This is a genomic window from Streptomyces sp. NPDC047022 (assembly GCF_040644155.1).
GTDB lineage: Bacteria > Actinomycetota > Actinomycetes > Streptomycetales > Streptomycetaceae > Streptomyces.
Genome location: NZ_JBEYVV010000002.1, coordinates 289938 through 308235 on the forward strand (window position 1 = coordinate 289938; position 18298 = coordinate 308235).

Here is an 18298-nt window from a genome sequence, read left to right on the forward strand (position 1 = left end):
TTGCTTAGAGCTGCGCCCCGGCCCCCGCGACCGTTGAAAGGCCGGGCGGCGGGGGCGCAGTTCGTTTTTCCACGCGACGACGGCCGGCCCCGACGGCTCTGCTCCGCGGGAGCGGCCGGGAAATCGCAATCGAGAGGACTGAAACGCTCCATGGCGAAGATCCTGAAGTTCGACGAGGACGCCCGTCGCGCCCTCGAGCGCGGCGTCAACAAGCTGGCCGACACGGTCAAGGTGACGATCGGCCCCAAGGGCCGCAACGTCGTCATCGACAAGAAGTTCGGCGCGCCCACCATCACCAACGACGGTGTGACCATCGCACGTGAGGTGGAGGTCGACGACCCGTACGAGAACCTCGGCGCCCAGCTGGTGAAGGAGGTGGCGACCAAGACCAACGACATCGCGGGTGACGGTACGACCACCGCCACCGTGCTCGCCCAGGCCCTGGTGCGCGAGGGTCTGAAGAACGTCGCCGCGGGTGCTTCCCCGGCCGCCCTGAAGAAGGGCATCGACGCCGCCGTCGCGGCCATCTCCGAGGACCTGCTCGCCACGGCCCGCCCGATCGAGGAGAAGTCCGACATCGCCGCCGTCGCCGCGCTGTCCGCCCAGGACCAGCAGGTCGGCGAGCTGATCGCCGAGGCGATGGACAAGGTCGGCAAGGACGGTGTCATCACCGTCGAGGAGTCCAACACCTTCGGTCTGGAGCTGGACTTCACCGAGGGCATGGCCTTCGACAAGGGCTACCTGTCGCCGTACTTCGTGACGGACCAGGAGCGTATGGAGGCCGTCCTCGACGACCCGTACATCCTCATCACCCAGGGCAAGATCTCCGCCATCGCGGACCTGCTGCCGCTGCTGGAGAAGGTCATCCAGGCCGGCTCCTCCAAGCCGCTGCTGATCATCGCCGAGGACGTCGAGGGCGAGGCCCTGTCCACCCTCGTCGTGAACAAGATCCGTGGCACCTTCAACGCCGTCGCGGTGAAGGCCCCCGGCTTCGGCGACCGCCGCAAGGCGATGCTCCAGGACATGGCCGTCCTCACCGGCGCCACGGTCATCTCGGAGGAGGTCGGCCTCAAGCTCGACCAGGTCGGTCTGGACGTGCTGGGCTCCGCCCGCCGCGTGACCGTCACCAAGGACGACACCACCCTCGTGGACGGCGGCGGCAAGTCCGAGGACGTCCACGGCCGCGTCGCCCAGATCAAGGCCGAGATCGAGAACACGGACTCCGACTGGGACCGCGAGAAGCTCCAGGAGCGCCTGGCCAAGCTGGCCGGCGGTGTCTGCGTGATCAAGGTCGGCGCCGCCACCGAGGTGGAGCTCAAGGAGAAGAAGCACCGTCTGGAGGACGCCATCTCCGCGACCCGCGCCGCGGTCGAGGAGGGCATCGTCTCCGGTGGTGGCTCCGCGCTGGTCCACGCCTCCAAGGTGCTGGAGAGCGGCCTCGGCAAGCAGGGCGACGAGGCCACCGGTGTCGCCATCGTCCGCCGCGCGGTCGTCGAGCCGCTGCGCTGGATCGCCGAGAACGCGGGCCTCGAGGGCTACGTCATCGCCTCCAAGGTGGCGGAGCTCGAGAAGGGCCAGGGCTACAACGCGGCCACCGGCGAGTACGGCGACCTGATCAAGGCCGGCGTCATCGACCCGGTCAAGGTCACCCGCTCCGCCCTGGAGAACGCCGCCTCCATCGCCTCCCTGCTGCTCACGACCGAGACCCTGGTCGTCGAGAAGAAGGAAGAGGAAGAGTCCGCGGCGGCCGGTCACGGCCACGGTCACGCCCACTGACCCAGGCACAGGCCCACAGACGAAGGCCCGGCACCCCAACGTGCCGGGCCTTCGCCCGTAAAACGCCAAGCCCCACCGACAAGCGGCTCCACCACACGCTCGCAAAAACCCACGAAGCACCCGCAGCCGACGACGCACCGGAGTGCGCCGGACAGCGGCGCGGGGAACTGCGCGAAATCCACGACGTACCCGCAGCCATCGACGCACGGGAGCGCGCCGGACAGGGGCGCGGGCCCCGTCGATATGCGGCTCCGCCGCGCGGGCGCAGAATCCCACGACGCCCCGCAGGGACAACGCCCCCGCTAAACCCCCAACGCGTCGAGCGCCCCCAGTTGCGCCATCAACCCCAGCCGGTCGTACTCCCACCACCCCTCCACGATCTTCCCCTCCGAGTCGTACCGGAAGACCGTCGTACCGGTCATGGCGACGTTCCCACCCGTGGCCGGTATCCCGAGGAACTCGCCCGTGTGCCGCCCCTTCCACGTCCACCGCGTGCACACGCGACCCCCCTGCGAGATCTGGTCCTCCACGATGAACGCGAAGTCGAAGGCGCGCCGCCACATCTCGATCTCGCGCCGTACCGCGTCCATCCCGATGGTGTCCTGCGCGTTGGCCGGATCGTGGCCGTGATAGTTCTCGGTGAGCAGGCCGTCCAGCGGGGGCAGTTCACCCCGCATGGCGATGACCTCGAAGAACCGCCGCGCGTTCGCGGCCGGAAGCTGCTCGTCCCGCACCACGTCCAGATCCGTGAACGTGGGCGTCTCGTCGCAGAGGGCGACCATCTCGCGGAAGATCCGCCCGGTCTCGGGAAGGCTCGAGTTCCGCATCGCCTCCTCGTACGACGGGAACTCCACGATCTCCACGAAGTGCGAGTCGTCGGACCGGTCCTTGCCGATCACATTGTGGGTCGCGGTCCGTTTTCCCTTGGTCTGCTCGACCCATGTGTCCATCAGCCGGTTCATCTCCTCGAACCGGCTGGTCTTGCAGTCGATGAGCTGCACGAATGTCATGACGCCGCCTCCGGCCCCCCTGGGTCCGGCAGATACGCCCATTTTCCCACCCGTGGGGCGGCGTCACCTGTTCCCACCGGGTCCTACTGCGGGCCGTACCTGCGCCCCGTCCGTGAGGAGATCCCGCCCAGCAGCGCGCGCGGCGTCACCTTCACCACGCCCATCAGCGCCTTGTAACGGGGGTCCGGAACCGACAGCGTCCTGCCCCGGGCCAGATCCGCGAGGGCCGCCGAGACCAGTTTGTCGGCGTCGAGCCACATCCAGTTCGGGATGTTGTCCGTTCCCATGCCGGCGCGCTCGTGGAACTCCGTACGGACGAAGCCCGGACACAGCGCCATCAGCCGTACGCCCGAACCGGCCAGGTCCCGCGCCGCCCCTTGCGTGAACTGCACGACCCACGCCTTGGACGCGCCATAGGTGCCGCGGGGCACGAACGCCGCCACCGAGGCGACATTGACGACCCCGCCGCGACCGCGCGTGCGCATGGCCTCCGTCGCCGCGCTGGTCAGCCGGAGCACCGCCTCGCAGTGCACCTTGAGCATCCGGAGCTCGTCCGCCATCGGAACGTCGAGATAACGGCCCTTGTTGCCGAAGCCCGCGTTGTTGACGAGCAGATCCACCGGCTTCTTCCGGTCGGACAGGCGCGTCGCCACCGCCTCGATGCCCTCGTCGGTGGCCAGGTCCGCGGTCAGCACCTCGGCCTCGACACCGTGCCGGTCGTGCAACTCCGTGGCCTGCTCCCGCAGCCGCTTGGAATCGCGAGCCACCAGGACGAGGTCATGGCCGTCGGCGGCCAGGCGCCGTGCGAACGCGGCGCCGATGCCCGCGGTCGATCCCGTAATCAGAGCCGTTGTCATGGGCCAACGATAGTGACCCGGGGCAGGCCGAGTCCGCCCGCCGGACACGCTCTTCACCGGCGGTTGGGCCAACGCTTACGGGCCCTGCGCCAGGGCCTCTCGTTTGGATCAGACCCCGCTCCCTGATCCGGCCTGATCCAACCGAAAGACCCTAGTTCTGCCCCGCGTACTTCCGCAGATACTCCCGCGCCTCCGTCACGCTCTCCGGGTGCAGAGCGTCCCCCGCGGCCAACAGGCCCGGCAACAGGTGCCGTTCCGTCGTCGAGGCGCGGAACTGGAGGGCGACCGTGATGTCGTGGTCGGGCCGGTGCACGATCGAGACCGGGTCGCCCGCGCGGATCTCACCGGGTGTGATCACACGCAGATACGCTCCGGGCGCCCCCTTGTGCGTGAAGCGCTTGACCCAGCCGCGCTCGCCCAGGTGCCCCTGGAAGGTGCGGCACGGGATACGGCCGGAGGTCACCTCCAGGACCACCTCGGACCCGATGCGCCAGCGTTCGCCGATGCGGGCGCCGGACACGTCGATGCCCTCGGTGGTGAGGTTCTCGCCGAACGAGCCGTTCGGCAGCGTCCGGCCCAGCTCACGCTCCCAGCCGTCGAGGTCCTCGCGTGCGAACGCGTACACCGCCTGGTCGTCGCCGCCGTGGTGCCGCAGATCGCACACCGCGTCCCCGGCCAGACCGCTCTCCCCGGTCCCCTTGGGGCCGGGCGCGGTCACCCGTACGGGCCCGTCCACCGGCCGCTTGTCGATGCCGGTCACACCGCCCTGCTGGTCGGTGTACTCGACGGACACGGGCCGACCCAGATTCAGCGACAGAATCCTCATACCGGCACCGTAATCGACGGCACCCGAGGGCAGTCAAAGCGTTAACGCGCAATTCGACCCCGTGCCCAAGGCCCGCTTATGCTCAGCGAGTGATCGAGGCCCGACATCTCCGTGTGCTGCGTGCCGTGGCCGCCACCGGTTCCTTCTCGGCGGCGGGGCGCGAGCTGGGCTGCACCCAGCCCGCGGTCAGCCAGCAGATGAAGGCGCTGGAGGCATCGGTGGGTACACCGCTGCTGGTCCGCAGCGGACGCGACATGCGGCTGACCCAGGCCGGCGAGGCGCTGGTGCGGCACGCGGCCGGCATCCTCGCGGGGCTGACCGCCGCGGAAGAGGAGGTCGCCGCCATCGCGGGCCTGCGGGCCGGGCGCGTCCGCCTTGTCTCTTTTCCGACCGGCAGCTCCACGCTCGTTCCCACCGCACTCGCCGCCCTGCGCGCCGCGCACCCGGGTACCCGGGTCTCCCTGGAAGAGGCCGAGCCGCCCGAGTCCGTGGAGAAGCTGCGCGCCGGTGACTGCGACATCGCCCTCGCCTTTCGCTACGAGGGCGCGGCGGGCGCCGAGGAGTGGGACGACCTGGTCGTACGCCCTCTGCTTGTCGACCGGCTGGTCGCCCTGGTACCCGAAGGGCACCGGCTGGCGCGTGCGGAGTCGGTCGCCATCGGCGAACTGGCCGCGGAGCCGTGGATCGCGGGTTGTCCCCGGTGCAGGGGACAACTGGTGCAGGCATGTGCGAACGCGGGCTTCACGCCTCGTATCGACTTCGCGACCGATGACTATCCGGCGGTGATGGGCCTGGTGGGCGCCGGCCTCGGCGTGGCCGCGCTGCCGCAGCTCGCCCTCGAGTCCGTGCGTCCGCGCGGTGCGCGCCCGGTCACGCTGGAACCAGCGGTGCGGCGCGAGATCGTCGCACTCACCCTGCCGGACCTGGCGCAGGTGCCGGCGGTGGCGGCGACGCTGGGGGAACTGGCGAGGACGGCCGTCCGGTAGGGCGCGGGCAGCTGCATGCCGCGGGGGATCCACCCCCTGTCACCCACCCCACCCCAAAAGGGGCACACGTGTGCGTGCCCGTGGTGAAAAAACGTTCCTTCAGTTGTTCGAGGCGGCGGGCCCCCCGCTGGTCGTGGAGGCCGGTACCAGCCGGTTCCGCGCTCGCCCCATGAGTTCCTCCCGCTCGTCCTCGGTCAGCCCGCCCCACACGCCGTACGGCTCGCGCACGGCCAGTGCGTGGGCCGCGCACTCGGCGCGCACCGGGCATCTCATACAGACCTCTTTGGCCGAGTTCTCGCGAGCGCTCCGGGCCGCCCCGCGTTCGCCCTCCGGATGGAAGAAGAGCGAACTGTCGACCCCACGGCAGGCCGCATGGAGCTGCCAGTCCCACAGATCCGCGTTCGGACCGGGAAGGCGTGAGAAATCTGCCATTGCGTGTCCCCTTGTTGCCGTTCTGGGCGGATATCTGTGCCCTCGACCGTACATCCACGATCTTAGGAGATGAAAATATGACTCATTGCGAATCTAGCCCTAGACACCAGCCAACGGGAAGAAAAGCGGCTAAATGGGGCATAGGTTGTGATGAAAGTTCGAGGGTCGGACGCGCATGTCTGCCCTGTATCCGCCCCCTCACGTACAGTGCCGAAGACGGCGTGCTGCACCGTAACTCTTTCGAGTGACCATCGTTGAGAGTGCGGAGGCGGTTGAAACAACAAGCGCTCGGGCTGGCGTCCGAGGGCGTCGACCGCACAGGTGACGATTCGTACCAGCCTGGAGGCTCAAGGTGACGCGCATCAGCTGCGGAGGGCGGTCATGACATCCGTCCTCGTCTGCGACGACTCCCCGCTTGCCCGAGAGGCGCTCCGCCGCGCGGTGGCGACCGTGCCCGGCGTCGAGCGTGTGACGACGGCGGCCAACGGCGAGGAAGTCCTCCGCCGCTGGGGTGCCGACCGCTCGGACCTGATTCTGATGGACGTACGCATGCCCGGCCTGGGCGGCGTGGAGACCGTGCGGCGTCTGCTGTCCGCCGACCCCGGTGCGCGCATCATCATGCTCACCGTCGCGGAGGACCTGGACGGCGTGGCACTGGCGGTCGCCGCCGGTGCGCGCGGCTATCTCCACAAGGACGCCTCGCGCGCCGAACTGCGGGCGACCGTCACTCAGGCCCTCGCCGACCCGACCTGGCGGCTCGCCCCGCGTCGGCTGCGCTCGGCCGAGATGGGGGCCGCCCCCACGCTCACCGCGCGCGAGATCCAGGTCCTCGAGGGCATGAGCCACGGCCGCTCCAACGCGGAGATCGGCCGCGAGCTCTTCCTCTCCGAGGACACCGTCAAGACCCACGCCCGGCGGCTGTTCAAGAAGCTCGGCGCCTCGGACCGTGCGCACGCTGTGGCGCTCGGTTTCCGGTGGGGCCTGGTCCGTTAAGTGGATCACTGCGGGGGTACGCAGATCCCCGCCTACCGCATGGTGGGCGGGGCCGGCAACAAGGCCCGCCGGGTGCCCGCTGCTCGTTTCGCCGCGGATGCCGCATCCTTGGAGGTGTGGAGTTCCTCGGGGACGAGTCGGTCGAGCGGCAGGGGAGGGCGCAGGAGATGAGTTCCGGCGCACCTGCTCATAACGCTTCGGTGCACAACTATGGACGCGGTGCTACGGATCGCTCGGCGCCGAGGCACCATGGACCGATGCGCGACGACGAGACAACGGTGATCGGTGCGCTCGTCCATCGCGCCGTCGACGGCGACGAGCAGGCGACCCATGACCTGCTCGCCCGCGTGCATCCGCTGGCTTTGCGCTACTGCCGTACGCGGCTGTCCCGGCTGCCCGGAGACGCCCGGCACTTCGTGGAGGACCTCGCACAAGAGGTGTGCGTCGCCGTCCTTCTCGCGCTGCCGCGTTACAAGGACACGGGGCGGCCCTTCGAGGCGTTCGTCTTCGCGATCGCCGCGCACAAGGTCGCGGATCTTCAGCGCGCGGCGATGCGCCATCCCGGTTCGACGGCGGTGCCCTCGGACGAGATGCCGGAGCGCCCTGACGACTCGCTGGGCCCTGAGGAGCGCGCGCTGCTCAGCAGCGACGCCGAATGGGCCAAGAAGCTTCTCGCCAACCTGCCGGAGAACCAGCGCGAGCTGCTTCTGCTCCGTATCGCGGTGGGCTTGACCGCAGAGGAGACGGGACAGATGTTGGGAATGTCACCGGGAGCGGTGCGGGTGGCCCAGCACCGGGCGCTGAGCAGACTGCGGGCGCTGGCCGAACAGTAGGGCAGCGGGAGCGGCCGTGCGGGCGCCGCCCGGAAGCTCCCCAAAGTGTGGAATGAGAGCCCCATGCTTCCCGTTAGCATGGACATCCGCACCGATCAAGGCCATTGGGGAAGTGTCATGACTGCCAACGTCGACGGAGTGCCCGAGAAATTCGCGACACTCGGGCTGACCTACGACGATGTGCTGCTGCTGCCGGGCGCGTCGGACATGGCGCCCGACGAGATCGACACCACCTCGTACATCTCCAAGAACGTGCGGGTCAGCATTCCGCTCCTGTCCGCCGCCATGGACAAGGTCACCGAGTCGCGCATGGCGATCGCGATGGCCCGCCAGGGCGGTGTCGGCGTGCTGCACCGCAACCTGTCCATCGAGGACCAGGCCAACCAGGTCGACCTGGTCAAGCGCTCCGAGTCCGGCATGGTGGCCAACCCGATCACCATCCACCCCGAGGCCACGCTCGCCGAGGCCGACGCCCTGTGCGCCAAGTTCCGCATCAGCGGTGTCCCGGTCACCGACCCGGCGGGCAAGCTGCTCGGCATCGTCACCAACCGCGACATGGCCTTCGAGAACGACCGTTCCCGCCGGGTCAGTGACGTCATGACGCCGATGCCCCTGATCACGGGCAAGGTCGGTATCTCCGGTGACGAGGCCATCGAGCTGCTGCGCAGCCACAAGATCGAGAAGCTGCCGCTCGTCGACGACTCCGGCGTCCTCAAGGGCCTGATCACGGTCAAGGACTTCGTGAAGGCGGAGCAGTACCCGAACGCCGCGAAGGACGCCGAGGGCCGCCTCATCGTCGGTGCGGCGGTCGGCGTCGCGGGCGACTCCTTCGAGCGCGCCCAGGCCCTGATCGAGGCGGGCGTCGACTTCATCGTGGTCGACACGGCCCATGGCCACTCCAGGCTGGTCGGCGACATGGTCGCCAAGATCAAGTCGAACTCGGCCGGTGTCGACGTCATCGGCGGCAACATCGCCACGCGCGACGGCGCCAAGTCCCTGATCGACGCCGGCGTGGACGGCATCAAGGTCGGCGTGGGCCCGGGCTCCATCTGTACGACGCGTGTGGTCGCCGGCATCGGCGTGCCCCAGGTCACGGCCATCTACGAGGCGTCGCTCGCCGCCAAGGAGGCCGGTGTCCCGGTCATCGGCGACGGCGGTCTGCAGTACTCGGGCGACATCGCGAAGGCCCTGGTCGCGGGCGCCGACACGGTGATGCTCGGCTCCCTGCTCGCGGGCTGCGAGGAGTCGCCGGGCGAGCTGCTGTTCATCAACGGCAAGCAGTTCAAGTCGTATCGCGGCATGGGCTCCCTGGGCGCCATGCAGTCCCGCGGCGACCGTAAGTCGTTCTCCAAGGACCGCTACTTCCAGGAGCGCATCGCCTCCGACGACGAGCTGATCCCCGAGGGCATCGAGGGCCAGGTTCCCTACCGCGGCCCGCTCTCCTCGGTCGTCCACCAGCTGGTCGGCGGTCTGCGCCAGTCGATGTTCTACGTCGGCGGCCGGACGGTCCCGGACCTGCAGGAGAAGGGCCGGTTCGTCCGGATCACGGCGGCGGGCCTCAAGGAGAGCCACCCGCACGACATCCAGATGACGGTCGAGGCGCCGAACTACAGCAGGAAGTAAGACTACTTGCGGCCTGACCTGCGGTTTTGCTGGTAGGTCAGGCCGCTTGGGCCGCCGTGGGGCCGTCGTCGCCCTCCGGGGGGCCGTCGAACACCCGGTCAACGGCCCCCCCGCGTACGGGTCTCGCTGCTCGGCATGAGGTGCGTGTACGTCCGGAGGGTGAAGCCGGGGTCGTGGTGGCCCAGATACTCGGACAGAGCCTTGATGGACTCGCCTGCGTCCAGTAGCACCGAGGCGTAGAAGTGCCTCAGCGCGTGCGTGCCGTTCTCCCGGCCGCCCGGCACGCCCACGGCAGCCAGAGCGGGGTGCCACGACCACCGATTGAAGGTGTTGCGGTTCACGGGCTCACCGGCGCCGTGGTGGAACAGCAGAGTCGCCGTGACGGGCCCCCCGTCGAGCACGCGCCATGGCAGCGTCACACCCGCCGGCGGGTGGTGAACAATGTGCTCCCGTAGCCGCCGGGCGACGGAAGCCGGGAGAGGGACGGTCCGGGGCTTGCCGCTCTTAGGCGAAGCGAAGACGGGCTGGTTCCGGATGCGCTTGACCTGACGGATGACGTGCACCAGACCCGCCTGCTGTTGCGGAGGGTGATAGAAGGAGCGGCCTACGGCCGCGCATCCATTGGCAGCTCGCTTCGCTCGCGCGCGATCGCCACCGCCGTGGTCGAACGCGACGCACCCGCCCGAAAGCCGACCGGCCCGGTGGATCGTATGGCCCCGCGGCTGCCGCTGGCGGAGAGGCGGGCGGCGTGAAGAACGTGCCATGCCCCGTGCCGGGGTCGGTCGGCGCGGGGCACGGGGGCTGTGGGTGCCGTCTTCAGTTCACGCAGCCGGTGACGGGCTGGGGGCTGAGGAGGCAGTTGGTGGGGGTGTTGCCGGTGAAGGTGGAACCGGCGGTGTTGGTGATGGCGACGGTGGTGTAGATGCCGCCGGGTGCCGGGGCGATCGGTGCGGTGTTGTTGTTCACGGTGGAGTTGGTGAGGACGGCCCACGTGCCGCCGTTGTTGTAGATGCCTGCGGTGGCGGAGCCGGTGCCGGTGACCTTGTTGGCGTCGATGTGGGAGCCGGTCACGAACACGGTCACGCCGTTGGTGGAGCTGTCGGTGTAGAGGCCGCCGCCCTGTGAGTAGCGGCCGGAAGCGAGGTTGCGGGTGAGGGTGGTGCCGTTCTGCAGCGTCAGCGTGGCTACGCCGTCATTTCCGGCTGCTGCGATGCCCGCGCCTTGGCCAAAGGCTCCGATCAGTTGGTTGGCGGTGACCTTGGTGTTGTCCAGGGTGAGCTGGCCGCTGGCGGCGAAGAGGCCGCCGCCCCGGTTGCTGAAGCCGTCGTTCGTGGTGAATCCGGTGACGGCGTTGCCGCTGATCGTGGAGTTCGTGAACGTCCCGGTTCCGCCGATACCCGGATCGAAAAAGACTCCGCCTCCACCGTCAGCACTGTTGGTGACCCGGTTGTCCGTAATTGTGCTGCCGGTGACGGACACCGAGTTGGTGCCGCTGTAGAAGAGGCCACCGCCAGCCTCTCTCGCGGTGTTGTGGCTGATGCTGCAGTTCGTGATGGTCGCCGGCAGGGTGGTGAGGAGGTCAACGCCTCCCCCAAAGCCGCCGGCGAGGTTGCGCGTCACGGTCACCGTGTTCAGGGTGACCACGGTGGCCGACGCGGCATGGACACCGCCACCAAAAACGGCGTGGTTGTCGCTGATCGTGCCACCGGTGAGGGAGAGATCCGTACCGCTCCCGGCCTGGATCGCACCTCCGAAGGAGGCCGAGTTGCCTTGGAAGTTCACGTCGGTGGTGGTGAGAGAGCCTCCGCTGGTGCCGAGGAAGACCCCGCCGCCGTTGGCGCCGCCTGCGTTGCCGTTCATGACGGTGAGGGTGTCCATGGTCAGCGAGGTGGCGCCGACTTCGAAGATCCGGAAGTCGGTGGTGGCGTTGGGGTCGCGGCGGATGGTGGCGTTGTGGCCGTGGATCACCAGCGGCTGTGTGATCACCGGCAGGGTGCCGTCGGCGTCGGTGAGGGTGTAGACGCAGTACGACGTCAAGTCCAGGATGTGGTCGTTGAGGCCGGCGTTGGAGTTGTTGATCGCCTGGATCAGAGCCGTGTCCGAGCAGGCCACCGGCGTATTCGCATGTGCCGGAACCGCCGCCACTCCTGCGAGCAGCACACCCGCCGCCATTCCGAGACGCACACTCCGTCTGCCCATCGCTGTCCTCCGCTGACTCGCCCGCTCGTCCGATCCGCCGGTGCGAAACGGCAGCAGCAAAGCTAACCAGGGCATACAGCCATCAGAGCCGACATACCGTCCCGTATCGGACGGTCATGCGATCGGCCTACAGCGGCCCCCACGGACCCCAACCCGCTCCGGCGGCAGCATTTCTTGCGGTCGGCGGGGTTCCGGGCCGGGCAGCCGACGGAGATCCAGTGTCGGGTGGCTCATCCGACACGATCCACGGTGATGCCCCCACACGTCGGAAAACGCTCGGCTCGCCGCCCGGACGCGGCTCACAGCTTCAATCCACCTCATGCCGTTAGCCGCTGTTGGGCCGTTCCACCGGGCGGGCTGCTGTAACACCCCGTGTTCCAGCCTGCCGTCGGTGCGTCAACGGTGGACGAAGAGACCACCTCCGCCCGGATGAGGTGGCCTCTTCGAATACCCAACTCAGACGGGTGGTGTCCGCAGCGTCCACAACCCCCACTTCCTAAGGGTGGGCTTTGACCTGCGGAAACGCGCTCTTAGTAGCGGAGCGTGTCCGGACGCTGCGGACACTAGCGGACGCTAAACAATTTGTTTAGTGTCCGCAGAAAAGGCGCAGGTCAGAAGGAGCGAGCGATGCCCGGCGGACGCTGCGGACGCTGTCTTCCCTCAACTCTCTAGTAAGAGAGAAGGAAGGCTTTTCAGGCGGGGGCAGAATCGCGGTGCGGACGGCCGTCTACCCCCTGCTGAAAAGCCGTGGTGAGCCGCGCAGAGCGGAACAGGCCCCGACGCTCACCCAAGCCGGCCGTCCGCCCCTTTGGAAGGCCCCGAGGACGGCAATCCAGGCGGGGCGAGTGGGTTCGCTGCCCCGCCTGGATTGCCGTCCTCGCGCACAAGCAAGAGGAGCACCACGGGCGGCGGCGTGCTCCTCTTGCTCGTGCGCGAGGACGTTATGCCGCCCGAATTGCAGCGGTTGATGCCGCCGGTTGCGTCGACAGTACGGGTTGACCCCCTGCAACCGCCTCCGACCTGCGGGTTTCCAGGTTGCTGCGGTTTCCGGGGAGGGGGCCCTACGCGCACGCGCGCGTAGGGGTGCGGAAACTACGGTCACGCAGCGCCTCCGTGGGGCCATGGGTGGCCGTTCACGCCCCTGGGTAACTGCCACCCCGCTCAAGGGGGTTGAGGTGCTCTGAGGGGCGCCCGCGCCTTCGCCTCGACGGCGGTCGTCGCGCGAGCGCAGCGAGCTGCCAAGGGATGCGCGGCCGTCGGCCGCTCCCTCCTGCTCTGAGGCGTAAGCCGTCGTGCCTACTGGCTAGTGGCTACTGCCTAGTGGCAAGTCGAGGCGCCTTCTGGGCCCGCTGCCGGCCCCGAGCCGTTCCTACTGGCTACTGGCAACCTTGCCAGTAGCCAGTAGGGTCCGTCTTCAAGCGGATCTTGCCCAGAGCGGGAACCGCGTGAGTTCCTGCGTCGGGTCGGGCTGCCGGACTGCGGGCAGCGTGGCGCGGATGGGGGGCCTAGGCTGCCGGGTCGCGGTGCGTCAGAGCCGCGGCGGCGAGGTGATCGGTAAGGGGCTGGGGCAGTTCCTGGCCGCTCGTTGTCTGCACGAGGGCGCCGGCGATGAGGTGCAGCTTCGTGTTGCTGTGCTGGGAGGCTGTCACCAGCACTTCCCAGGACTGCTCGGCGGTCAGCTTGAACGACGACATGAGCATGCCCCGCGCCATGTCGATCGTTGCGCGGGTCTCCATCGCCCGGTGCAGCTGCGAGTTCTCGGCCGCGAGATCATCACTGGATGGGTCGGGGCGTTCGGCTTCCCGCTGTACGTGCGCCGAGGGGGCGGCCGGATGTCCGTTCAGTCGTGCAGGCTCTGTGGCGAAGAGCGTGCGGGTGTCGGTGAGGGCCAGCAGGCGTTCCACCGCCGGGCTGGTGGCGCGCAGAATGAAGGTCTTGGCGTCCGCGCGGGCGCGGCGGGACACACGCAGCAGCACGTTGAGGGCGGAGCAGTCGCAGAAAGCGACGCCCGCGAGATCCAGCTCCAGGCCCCCTGCGGCGCGATCGAGTGCGCCACTCAGCGTCTGCTGCAGTAGCTGATTGCAGTCCATATCCAGTGCACCGGAGATCGTCACGGCGAGCCGGTCGCCGATCAGGTCGACCCTCAAGGTCACGACCGGTGTCGTCATCTGAGCGTGTTCGAACGCGGTGTCGCACTCCAGGCACGAGCCCTTGCCTGGGGGAAGGGTGCCGTAGTGGGGCATTTCAAGCTCCCGGTCATGCGGTCCTCTCGAGCACTCCCAGGATCACCTCACGGATTTTTCAGGTCAAGGAAAACATGAAAAAAGATTCAGCCCTTTGGAAGCGCGAATCGAGGGCCCTACTGTGGGGGCATGGATCGAGCGCCGGAACCACATGCAGGGTGGACCTTTCTCACCAACCACTCCCGCGTGCTGGCAGCGATCGCCCAGAATCACACCACGCGTGTCCGCGACATCGCTGCCCGTTGCAGGCTGACCGAGCGGGCCGTTCTGAAGATCATCGCTGACCTGGAAGAGGGCGGATACCTCGCCCACGTGCGGCAGGGTCGATCGAATGTCTACCGCGTTGCCCCTGACTCGCCCCTGCGTCACCCCGCGGATGCCCCGGCCACGGTTGCCGAGCTGCTGGCGATCCTGGTCCACCACGAGTCCGGACGCTCTGCGGCTGCAACCGGGGAAGCTCGGAAGGCACCCTGACCCGGCTGCGCGGCCCATTGCCGCCTTAGGCCGATTCGGGAAGCGGACGGTCCTCCGGACAGCAGCCGGCGTTCCGGCATTCGGGTGGTCGGGGCCGGGACCTCAAATGTCGCCGCACGGCGCTACTGGGTAGCGGGGCGCGCACCCCACTACCCAGTAGGCGGCACCCAGTACGGCGTGAGGGCCTCTACCGGGGTGTATCTACTGGGGACCCCACTACCCACTACCCAGTAGTCGCCCACGGCGGCGGGACCGCGATCGCGGAGGGCGACCGAAGAACGCACGCCCGAAGGGCGGTCCTTCTTGCTCTTCCTCCCTCGACAGCCTCGCCTTGCGGGAGATGCCGCCGGCGCCCTTGTCTTGTCGCTTGTCGCGCCATGCCGCAGAGAAGGCGGCTGGAGCCCCTGAAACAGGCTCTGACCTGCGGCCTGACAAGCGACAAGACAAGACAAGCGACAAGCCGGACGGCAAGCGACGCGACAAGCGGCGAGGCGTCCACATCCTGTGCACAGCCGGAGCTGGGAGCTCCCGAGCGGTCCTCACCGGGCCGTCTGTGGGCCGTCCGAGGGTGGCCAACGGTGACGGATGACGACAAGCGCTGACGGCATAAGGCCAGGAAAGAGGCGGGCCACGTCAGAATGCCGCAGCCCGCCAGAGGGGTTGATCACTACAGCAGGAAGTGATCCGCTTCCCCACGTCCGAGGGCGGTCCCGGAGGTTCCGGGGCCGCCCTGGCCGTATCTCCGGGGCTGTCTCCGTACCTCTGGGGCGGCCCCCGCCGTACCCGTCGGTGATACTGGAAGACGCTGAAACGCAGAGGGAAAGGCCACAGACGTGACTGAGATCGAGATCGGGCGCGGCAAGCGCGGCCGCCGGGCGTACGCCTTCGACGACATCGCCGTCGTCCCCAGCCGCCGTACGCGGGACCCGAAGGAGGTCTCGATCGCCTGGCAGATCGACGCCTACCGCTTCGAGCTGCCCTTCCTGGCCGCCCCCATGGACTCGGTCGTCTCCCCGGCCACCGCCATCCGTATCGGTGAGCTCGGCGGCCTCGGCGTGCTGAACCTCGAGGGCCTGTGGACGCGCCACGAGGACCCGCAGCCGCTCCTCGACGAGATCGTCGGCCTGCCCGCCGACGCCGCCACCCGCCGCCTCCAGGAGATCTACGCGGCTCCCATCAAGGAGGAGCTGATCGGGCAGCGCATCAAGGAGGTGCGCGACTCCGGCGTGGTGACCGCTGCCGCGCTCTCCCCGCAGCGTACGGCCCAGTTCTCCAAGGCCGTCGTGGACGCGGGCGTGGACATCTTCGTCATCCGGGGCACCACGGTGTCGGCGGAGCACGTCTCCCACTCGCACGAGCCGCTGAACCTGAAGCAGTTCATCTACGAACTCGACGTCCCGGTGATCGTCGGCGGCTGCGCCACGTACACCGCGGCGCTGCACCTGATGCGCACCGGTGCGGCCGGTGTGCTGGTCGGCTTCGGCGGCGGCGCCGCGCACACCACGCGCAACGTGCTCGGTATCCAGGTCCCGATGGCCACGGCCGTCGCGGATGTCGCGGCGGCCCGCCGGGACTACATGGACGAGTCCGGCGGCCGGTATGTGCACGTGATCGCGGACGGCGGCGTCGGCTGGTCCGGCGACCTGCCCAAGGCCATCGCCTGCGGCGCCGACTCCGTGATGATGGGCTCCCCGCTGGCCCGTGCCACGGACGCGCCGGGCCAGGGCCACCACTGGGGCATGGAGGCGGTCAACGAGGAGCTGCCGCGCGGCAAGAAGGTCCACCTCGGCACGGTCGGCACGCTCGAGGAGGTCCTGACCGGCCCGTCGCACACCCCGGACGGCTCGATGAACTTCTTCGGCGCCCTGCGCCGTGCCATGGCGACCACCGGCTACAGCGAGCTGAAGGAGTTCCAGCGCGTCGAGGTGACGGTGGCGGACTCGCAGCACAAGCGGTGACGTGACGCTCCGCTCGGGTCGAGCGGAGCGGACCGAAGGGGCCCGGCCACCTGAATGGGTGACCGGGCCCTTTTGTGTGCGCAAGTGCCTTGGTGAGGGCGCGTTGTGCGGGAAGAGGGGCGCACGGTTGCGTTTGGGGCGAAAGGGTGAGGAATGGGTGTGCTGACCCGATAGTGTCCGTGATCGGCGACCCCGTTCTCTGGGTCGCCCCCTTCCAAGGACAAGGTTCCGGACCCCGGCCCTCGGGGCCCGGCCCGAACTCCAATGGACCGTCCACCGGGCTGACTGGGCGGCGTCATGGAAGGGGGCGCGCCCGTGGGCCGTCACCGCAAGCCGACTCGTTCGGACCGGATCCGTCTGTGGATGGTGAAGTGCCGGAGGAGGTGGATCTTGCGGATTTTCGGTTGGTGAGCGGCCACCCCCAAGAGAGCTAGGGGTGGACACTCCGTGAACCAACTAGGAGCCTGCCGCAGCACCCACTGCGGTGGGCTCCGCCCTTTGTACGGTAGCGGATCCGCCGTGGGGCGGCTTGGTGCCGGAGGAGGTGGATCTTGCGGATTTTCGGTTGGTGAGCGGCCACCCCTACAGAGATTAGGGGTGGACACTACGTGAACCAGCCTGGAGCCTGCCGCAGCACCCACTGCGGTGGGCTCCGCCCTTTGTACGGTACTGGCTCCCCCTTCCGACAGCTCGCCCCCAGTGGCTCCCGTGCGCGTATGCGCCCCCCCTTCACAACCGATGCGCCGCCCCCGTAGGCGTGGCCCCCCGGGTGTCCAGCAGCAGTTGCGCCTTCACCGACAGGCCCTGGAGGTCGTAGACCCGGTGCTGCTGGAGCAGGATCGTCAGATCCGCGCCCGCCGCCGCCTCGTAGAGGGAGTCGGCGCGCGGGATCGGGCGGTCAAGGACGCTCCAGGCGGGGACGTGGGGGTCGTGGTAGCTGACGGATGCGCCCAGTTGCATCAGGCGTAGCGCGATCTCGTCCGCGGGGGAGCCCTGCTGGTCCGCGAGGTCGGGCTTGTAGGTCACACCGAGCAGCAGGACGCGGGCGCCGCGGGCCGACTTGCCGTACTCGTTCAGGAGGGTGGCGGCGCGCTGCACCACGTACTGGGGCATGTGCTGGTTGACCTGCTCCGCCAGTTCGACCATGCGCAGGGAGCGGCCGGTCAGGCCCGCCAGGTCCTGGGGGACCGCGTGGCCACCGACGCCGGGGCCGGGGCGGAACGCCTGGAATCCGAACGGCTTGGTCTCCGCGCAGCGGATGACGTCCCAGAGGTCGACGCCCAGGTCGTTGCAGAGCACCGCCATCTCGTTGACCAGAGCGATGTTGACCTGCCGGTAGTTGGTCTCCAGGACCTGCACGGTCTCCGCCTCGCGCGTTCCGCGCGCGCGGACCACCTTCTCGGCCAGACGCCCGTAGAAGGTGGCGGCTGACTCGGTGCAGGCGGGGGTGAGGCCGCCGATGACCTTGGGGGTGTTGGCAGCGCCGAAGGCGCGGTTGCCGGGGTCGACGCGGCTCGGTGAGTAGGCGAGGTGGAAGTCGCGTCCGGCGCGCAGGCCGGATCCCTCTTCGAGGAGGGGCCTCAGGAACTGCTCGGTGGTGCCGGGCGGGACCGGCGACTCCAGGATGACGGTGGTGTGCGGGCGCAGCCGTTCGGCGAGGGTGCGGGCGGCCGTGCCGACCTGGCCGAGGTCGAGCCTGCCGTCGGCTCCGCGCTGGACCGGTGCGCAGATGACCGCGGTGCGGACGCGGCCGAGTTCGGCGGCGTTGGCGGTCGGGCGGAAGCCGCGGGACAGCATCCGGCGCAGTTCGGCGGGTGTGAGGGAACCGGCCTCGGGGCCCGTCCGGTACCCGAGGGTGGGAATGCCGGCGGCGACGGCGGCCTGGGCCAAGGGCAGGCCGAGATGACCGAGTCCGATGACGGCGAGATCTGCTGGCATGAAGGTGGGCCGTCCTTCCCAGTAGCCGAAGCGGTACAGGTGCGCAAGCGCTGTGGACAGAACGAGCGAGTGCAATGTCAGACTAGGAGTAAATATGACCGATTTGCGGGATTGACTCGGCGTGTTTCCTTGCGTGTTGTCCACAGGCCG

Annotated in this window: 14 protein-coding genes and 1 pseudogene; 7 read left to right on the plus strand and 8 right to left on the minus strand. The window is 68.8% G+C overall.

Annotated elements, in window-relative coordinates:
- Positions 1–150 precede the first annotated feature (150 nt).
- Complete coding sequence (groL, locus tag ABZ845_RS04820) at positions 151–1776, plus strand: chaperonin GroEL (RefSeq protein ID WP_360972949.1); 1626 nt, start codon at positions 151–153, stop codon at positions 1774–1776.
- Between the two features lie 302 nt (positions 1777–2078).
- Here the strand turns inward: groL and ABZ845_RS04825 are convergent, their stop codons facing one another.
- The 3 genes from ABZ845_RS04825 to ABZ845_RS04835 all read right to left on the minus strand — a co-directional run bounded on the left by ABZ845_RS04825 (position 2079) and on the right by ABZ845_RS04835 (position 4469).
- Entirely contained in the window at positions 2079–2786 is a 708-nt protein-coding gene (locus ABZ845_RS04825) for an ester cyclase (RefSeq protein WP_360972951.1), read from the minus strand.
- Positions 2787–2869: 83 nt separating this feature from the next.
- The gene (locus ABZ845_RS04830) at positions 2870–3643 is read right to left on the minus strand and encodes an SDR family oxidoreductase (protein WP_360972953.1); all 774 of its coding nucleotides are present in this window, start codon (positions 3641–3643) and stop codon (positions 2870–2872) included.
- Between the two features lie 151 nt (positions 3644–3794).
- Positions 3795–4469 (minus strand): MOSC domain-containing protein, encoded by a 675-nt coding sequence (locus ABZ845_RS04835; RefSeq protein WP_360972955.1) that lies wholly within the window; start codon positions 4467–4469, stop codon positions 3795–3797.
- Between the two features lie 89 nt (positions 4470–4558).
- Here ABZ845_RS04835 and ABZ845_RS04840 point away from each other — a divergent pair, with 89 nt between their 5' ends.
- The gene (locus ABZ845_RS04840; protein ID WP_360972957.1) at positions 4559–5455 is read left to right on the plus strand and encodes a LysR family transcriptional regulator; all 897 of its coding nucleotides are present in this window, start codon (positions 4559–4561) and stop codon (positions 5453–5455) included.
- 99 nt (positions 5456–5554) lie between these two features.
- Here ABZ845_RS04840 and ABZ845_RS04845 read toward each other — a convergent pair whose 3' ends face one another.
- Positions 5555–5887, minus strand: coding sequence for a WhiB family transcriptional regulator (locus ABZ845_RS04845; RefSeq protein WP_360972959.1), 333 nt, complete (start codon positions 5885–5887; stop codon positions 5555–5557).
- Positions 5888–6268: 381 nt separating this feature from the next.
- On the opposite strand from ABZ845_RS04845, the gene ABZ845_RS04850 reads away from it, so the two are divergent.
- The 3 genes from ABZ845_RS04850 (at position 6269) to guaB (ending at position 9336) form a co-directional block, all read left to right on the plus strand.
- Entirely contained in the window at positions 6269–6880 is a 612-nt protein-coding gene (locus ABZ845_RS04850; RefSeq protein ID WP_003948568.1) for a response regulator transcription factor, read from the plus strand.
- 257 nt (positions 6881–7137) lie between these two features.
- Positions 7138–7713 carry a sigma-70 family RNA polymerase sigma factor gene (locus tag ABZ845_RS04855; protein ID WP_030571403.1) on the plus strand — a complete coding sequence of 192 codons (576 nt, stop codon included), beginning with the start codon at positions 7138–7140 and terminating at the stop codon, positions 7711–7713.
- 117 nt (positions 7714–7830) lie between these two features.
- Positions 7831–9336, plus strand: coding sequence for an IMP dehydrogenase (gene guaB / locus ABZ845_RS04860; protein ID WP_360972962.1), 1506 nt, complete (start codon positions 7831–7833; stop codon positions 9334–9336).
- A gap of 37 nt (positions 9337–9373) precedes the next feature.
- Here the strand turns inward: guaB and ABZ845_RS04865 are convergent.
- The 3 genes and pseudogenes from ABZ845_RS04865 to ABZ845_RS04875 form a co-directional block, all read right to left on the minus strand.
- A pseudogene (locus tag ABZ845_RS04865) lies at positions 9374–9905 on the minus strand (tyrosine-type recombinase/integrase); the annotation flags it as partial.
- A 247-nt stretch (positions 9906–10152) separates the two neighbouring features.
- Complete coding sequence (locus ABZ845_RS04870) at positions 10153–11535, minus strand: hypothetical protein (RefSeq protein WP_360972964.1); 1383 nt, start codon at positions 11533–11535, stop codon at positions 10153–10155.
- A gap of 1505 nt (positions 11536–13040) precedes the next feature.
- Complete coding sequence (locus ABZ845_RS04875) at positions 13041–13703, minus strand: ANTAR domain-containing protein (RefSeq protein WP_360972966.1); 663 nt, start codon at positions 13701–13703, stop codon at positions 13041–13043.
- A 204-nt stretch (positions 13704–13907) separates the two neighbouring features.
- On the opposite strand from ABZ845_RS04875, the gene ABZ845_RS04880 reads away from it, so the two are divergent.
- Positions 13908–14252, plus strand: a complete 345-nt coding sequence (locus tag ABZ845_RS04880; RefSeq protein ID WP_360972968.1) for an ArsR family transcriptional regulator — start codon at positions 13908–13910, stop codon at positions 14250–14252.
- 833 nt (positions 14253–15085) lie between these two features.
- Positions 15086–16210 (plus strand): GuaB3 family IMP dehydrogenase-related protein, encoded by a 1125-nt coding sequence (locus tag ABZ845_RS04885; RefSeq protein WP_360972970.1) that lies wholly within the window; start codon positions 15086–15088, stop codon positions 16208–16210.
- Positions 16211–16939: 729 nt separating this feature from the next.
- Here the strand turns inward: ABZ845_RS04885 and ABZ845_RS04890 are convergent.
- Complete coding sequence (locus tag ABZ845_RS04890; protein WP_360972972.1) at positions 16940–18148, minus strand: nucleotide sugar dehydrogenase; 1209 nt, start codon at positions 18146–18148, stop codon at positions 16940–16942.
- Between the last annotated feature and the right edge of the window lie 150 nt (positions 18149–18298).

Bases quoted from the DNA above. Each gene is read 5' to 3' on its own strand.
- guaB (WP_360972962.1), top strand. From the start codon at position 7,831: ATGACTGCCAACGTCGACGGAGTGCCCGAGAAATTCGCGACACTCGGG.
- groL (WP_360972949.1), top strand. From the start codon at position 151: ATGGCGAAGATCCTGAAGTTCGACGAGGACGCCCGTCGCGCCCTCGAG.
- ABZ845_RS04835 (WP_360972955.1), bottom strand. From the start codon at position 4,469: ATGAGGATTCTGTCGCTGAATCTGGGTCGGCCCGTGTCCGTCGAGTAC.
- ABZ845_RS04830 (WP_360972953.1), bottom strand. From the start codon at position 3,643: ATGACAACGGCTCTGATTACGGGATCGACCGCGGGCATCGGCGCCGCG.
- ABZ845_RS04855 (WP_030571403.1), top strand. From the start codon at position 7,138: ATGCGCGACGACGAGACAACGGTGATCGGTGCGCTCGTCCATCGCGCC.
- ABZ845_RS04825 (WP_360972951.1), bottom strand. From the start codon at position 2,786: ATGACATTCGTGCAGCTCATCGACTGCAAGACCAGCCGGTTCGAGGAG.
- ABZ845_RS04850 (WP_003948568.1), top strand. From the start codon at position 6,269: ATGACATCCGTCCTCGTCTGCGACGACTCCCCGCTTGCCCGAGAGGCG.
- ABZ845_RS04880 (WP_360972968.1), top strand. From the start codon at position 13,908: ATGGATCGAGCGCCGGAACCACATGCAGGGTGGACCTTTCTCACCAAC.
- ABZ845_RS04890 (WP_360972972.1), bottom strand. From the start codon at position 18,148: ATGCCAGCAGATCTCGCCGTCATCGGACTCGGTCATCTCGGCCTGCCC.
- ABZ845_RS04870 (WP_360972964.1), bottom strand. From the start codon at position 11,535: ATGGGCAGACGGAGTGTGCGTCTCGGAATGGCGGCGGGTGTGCTGCTC.
- ABZ845_RS04845 (WP_360972959.1), bottom strand. From the start codon at position 5,887: ATGGCAGATTTCTCACGCCTTCCCGGTCCGAACGCGGATCTGTGGGAC.
- ABZ845_RS04875 (WP_360972966.1), bottom strand. From the start codon at position 13,703: ATGACGACACCGGTCGTGACCTTGAGGGTCGACCTGATCGGCGACCGG.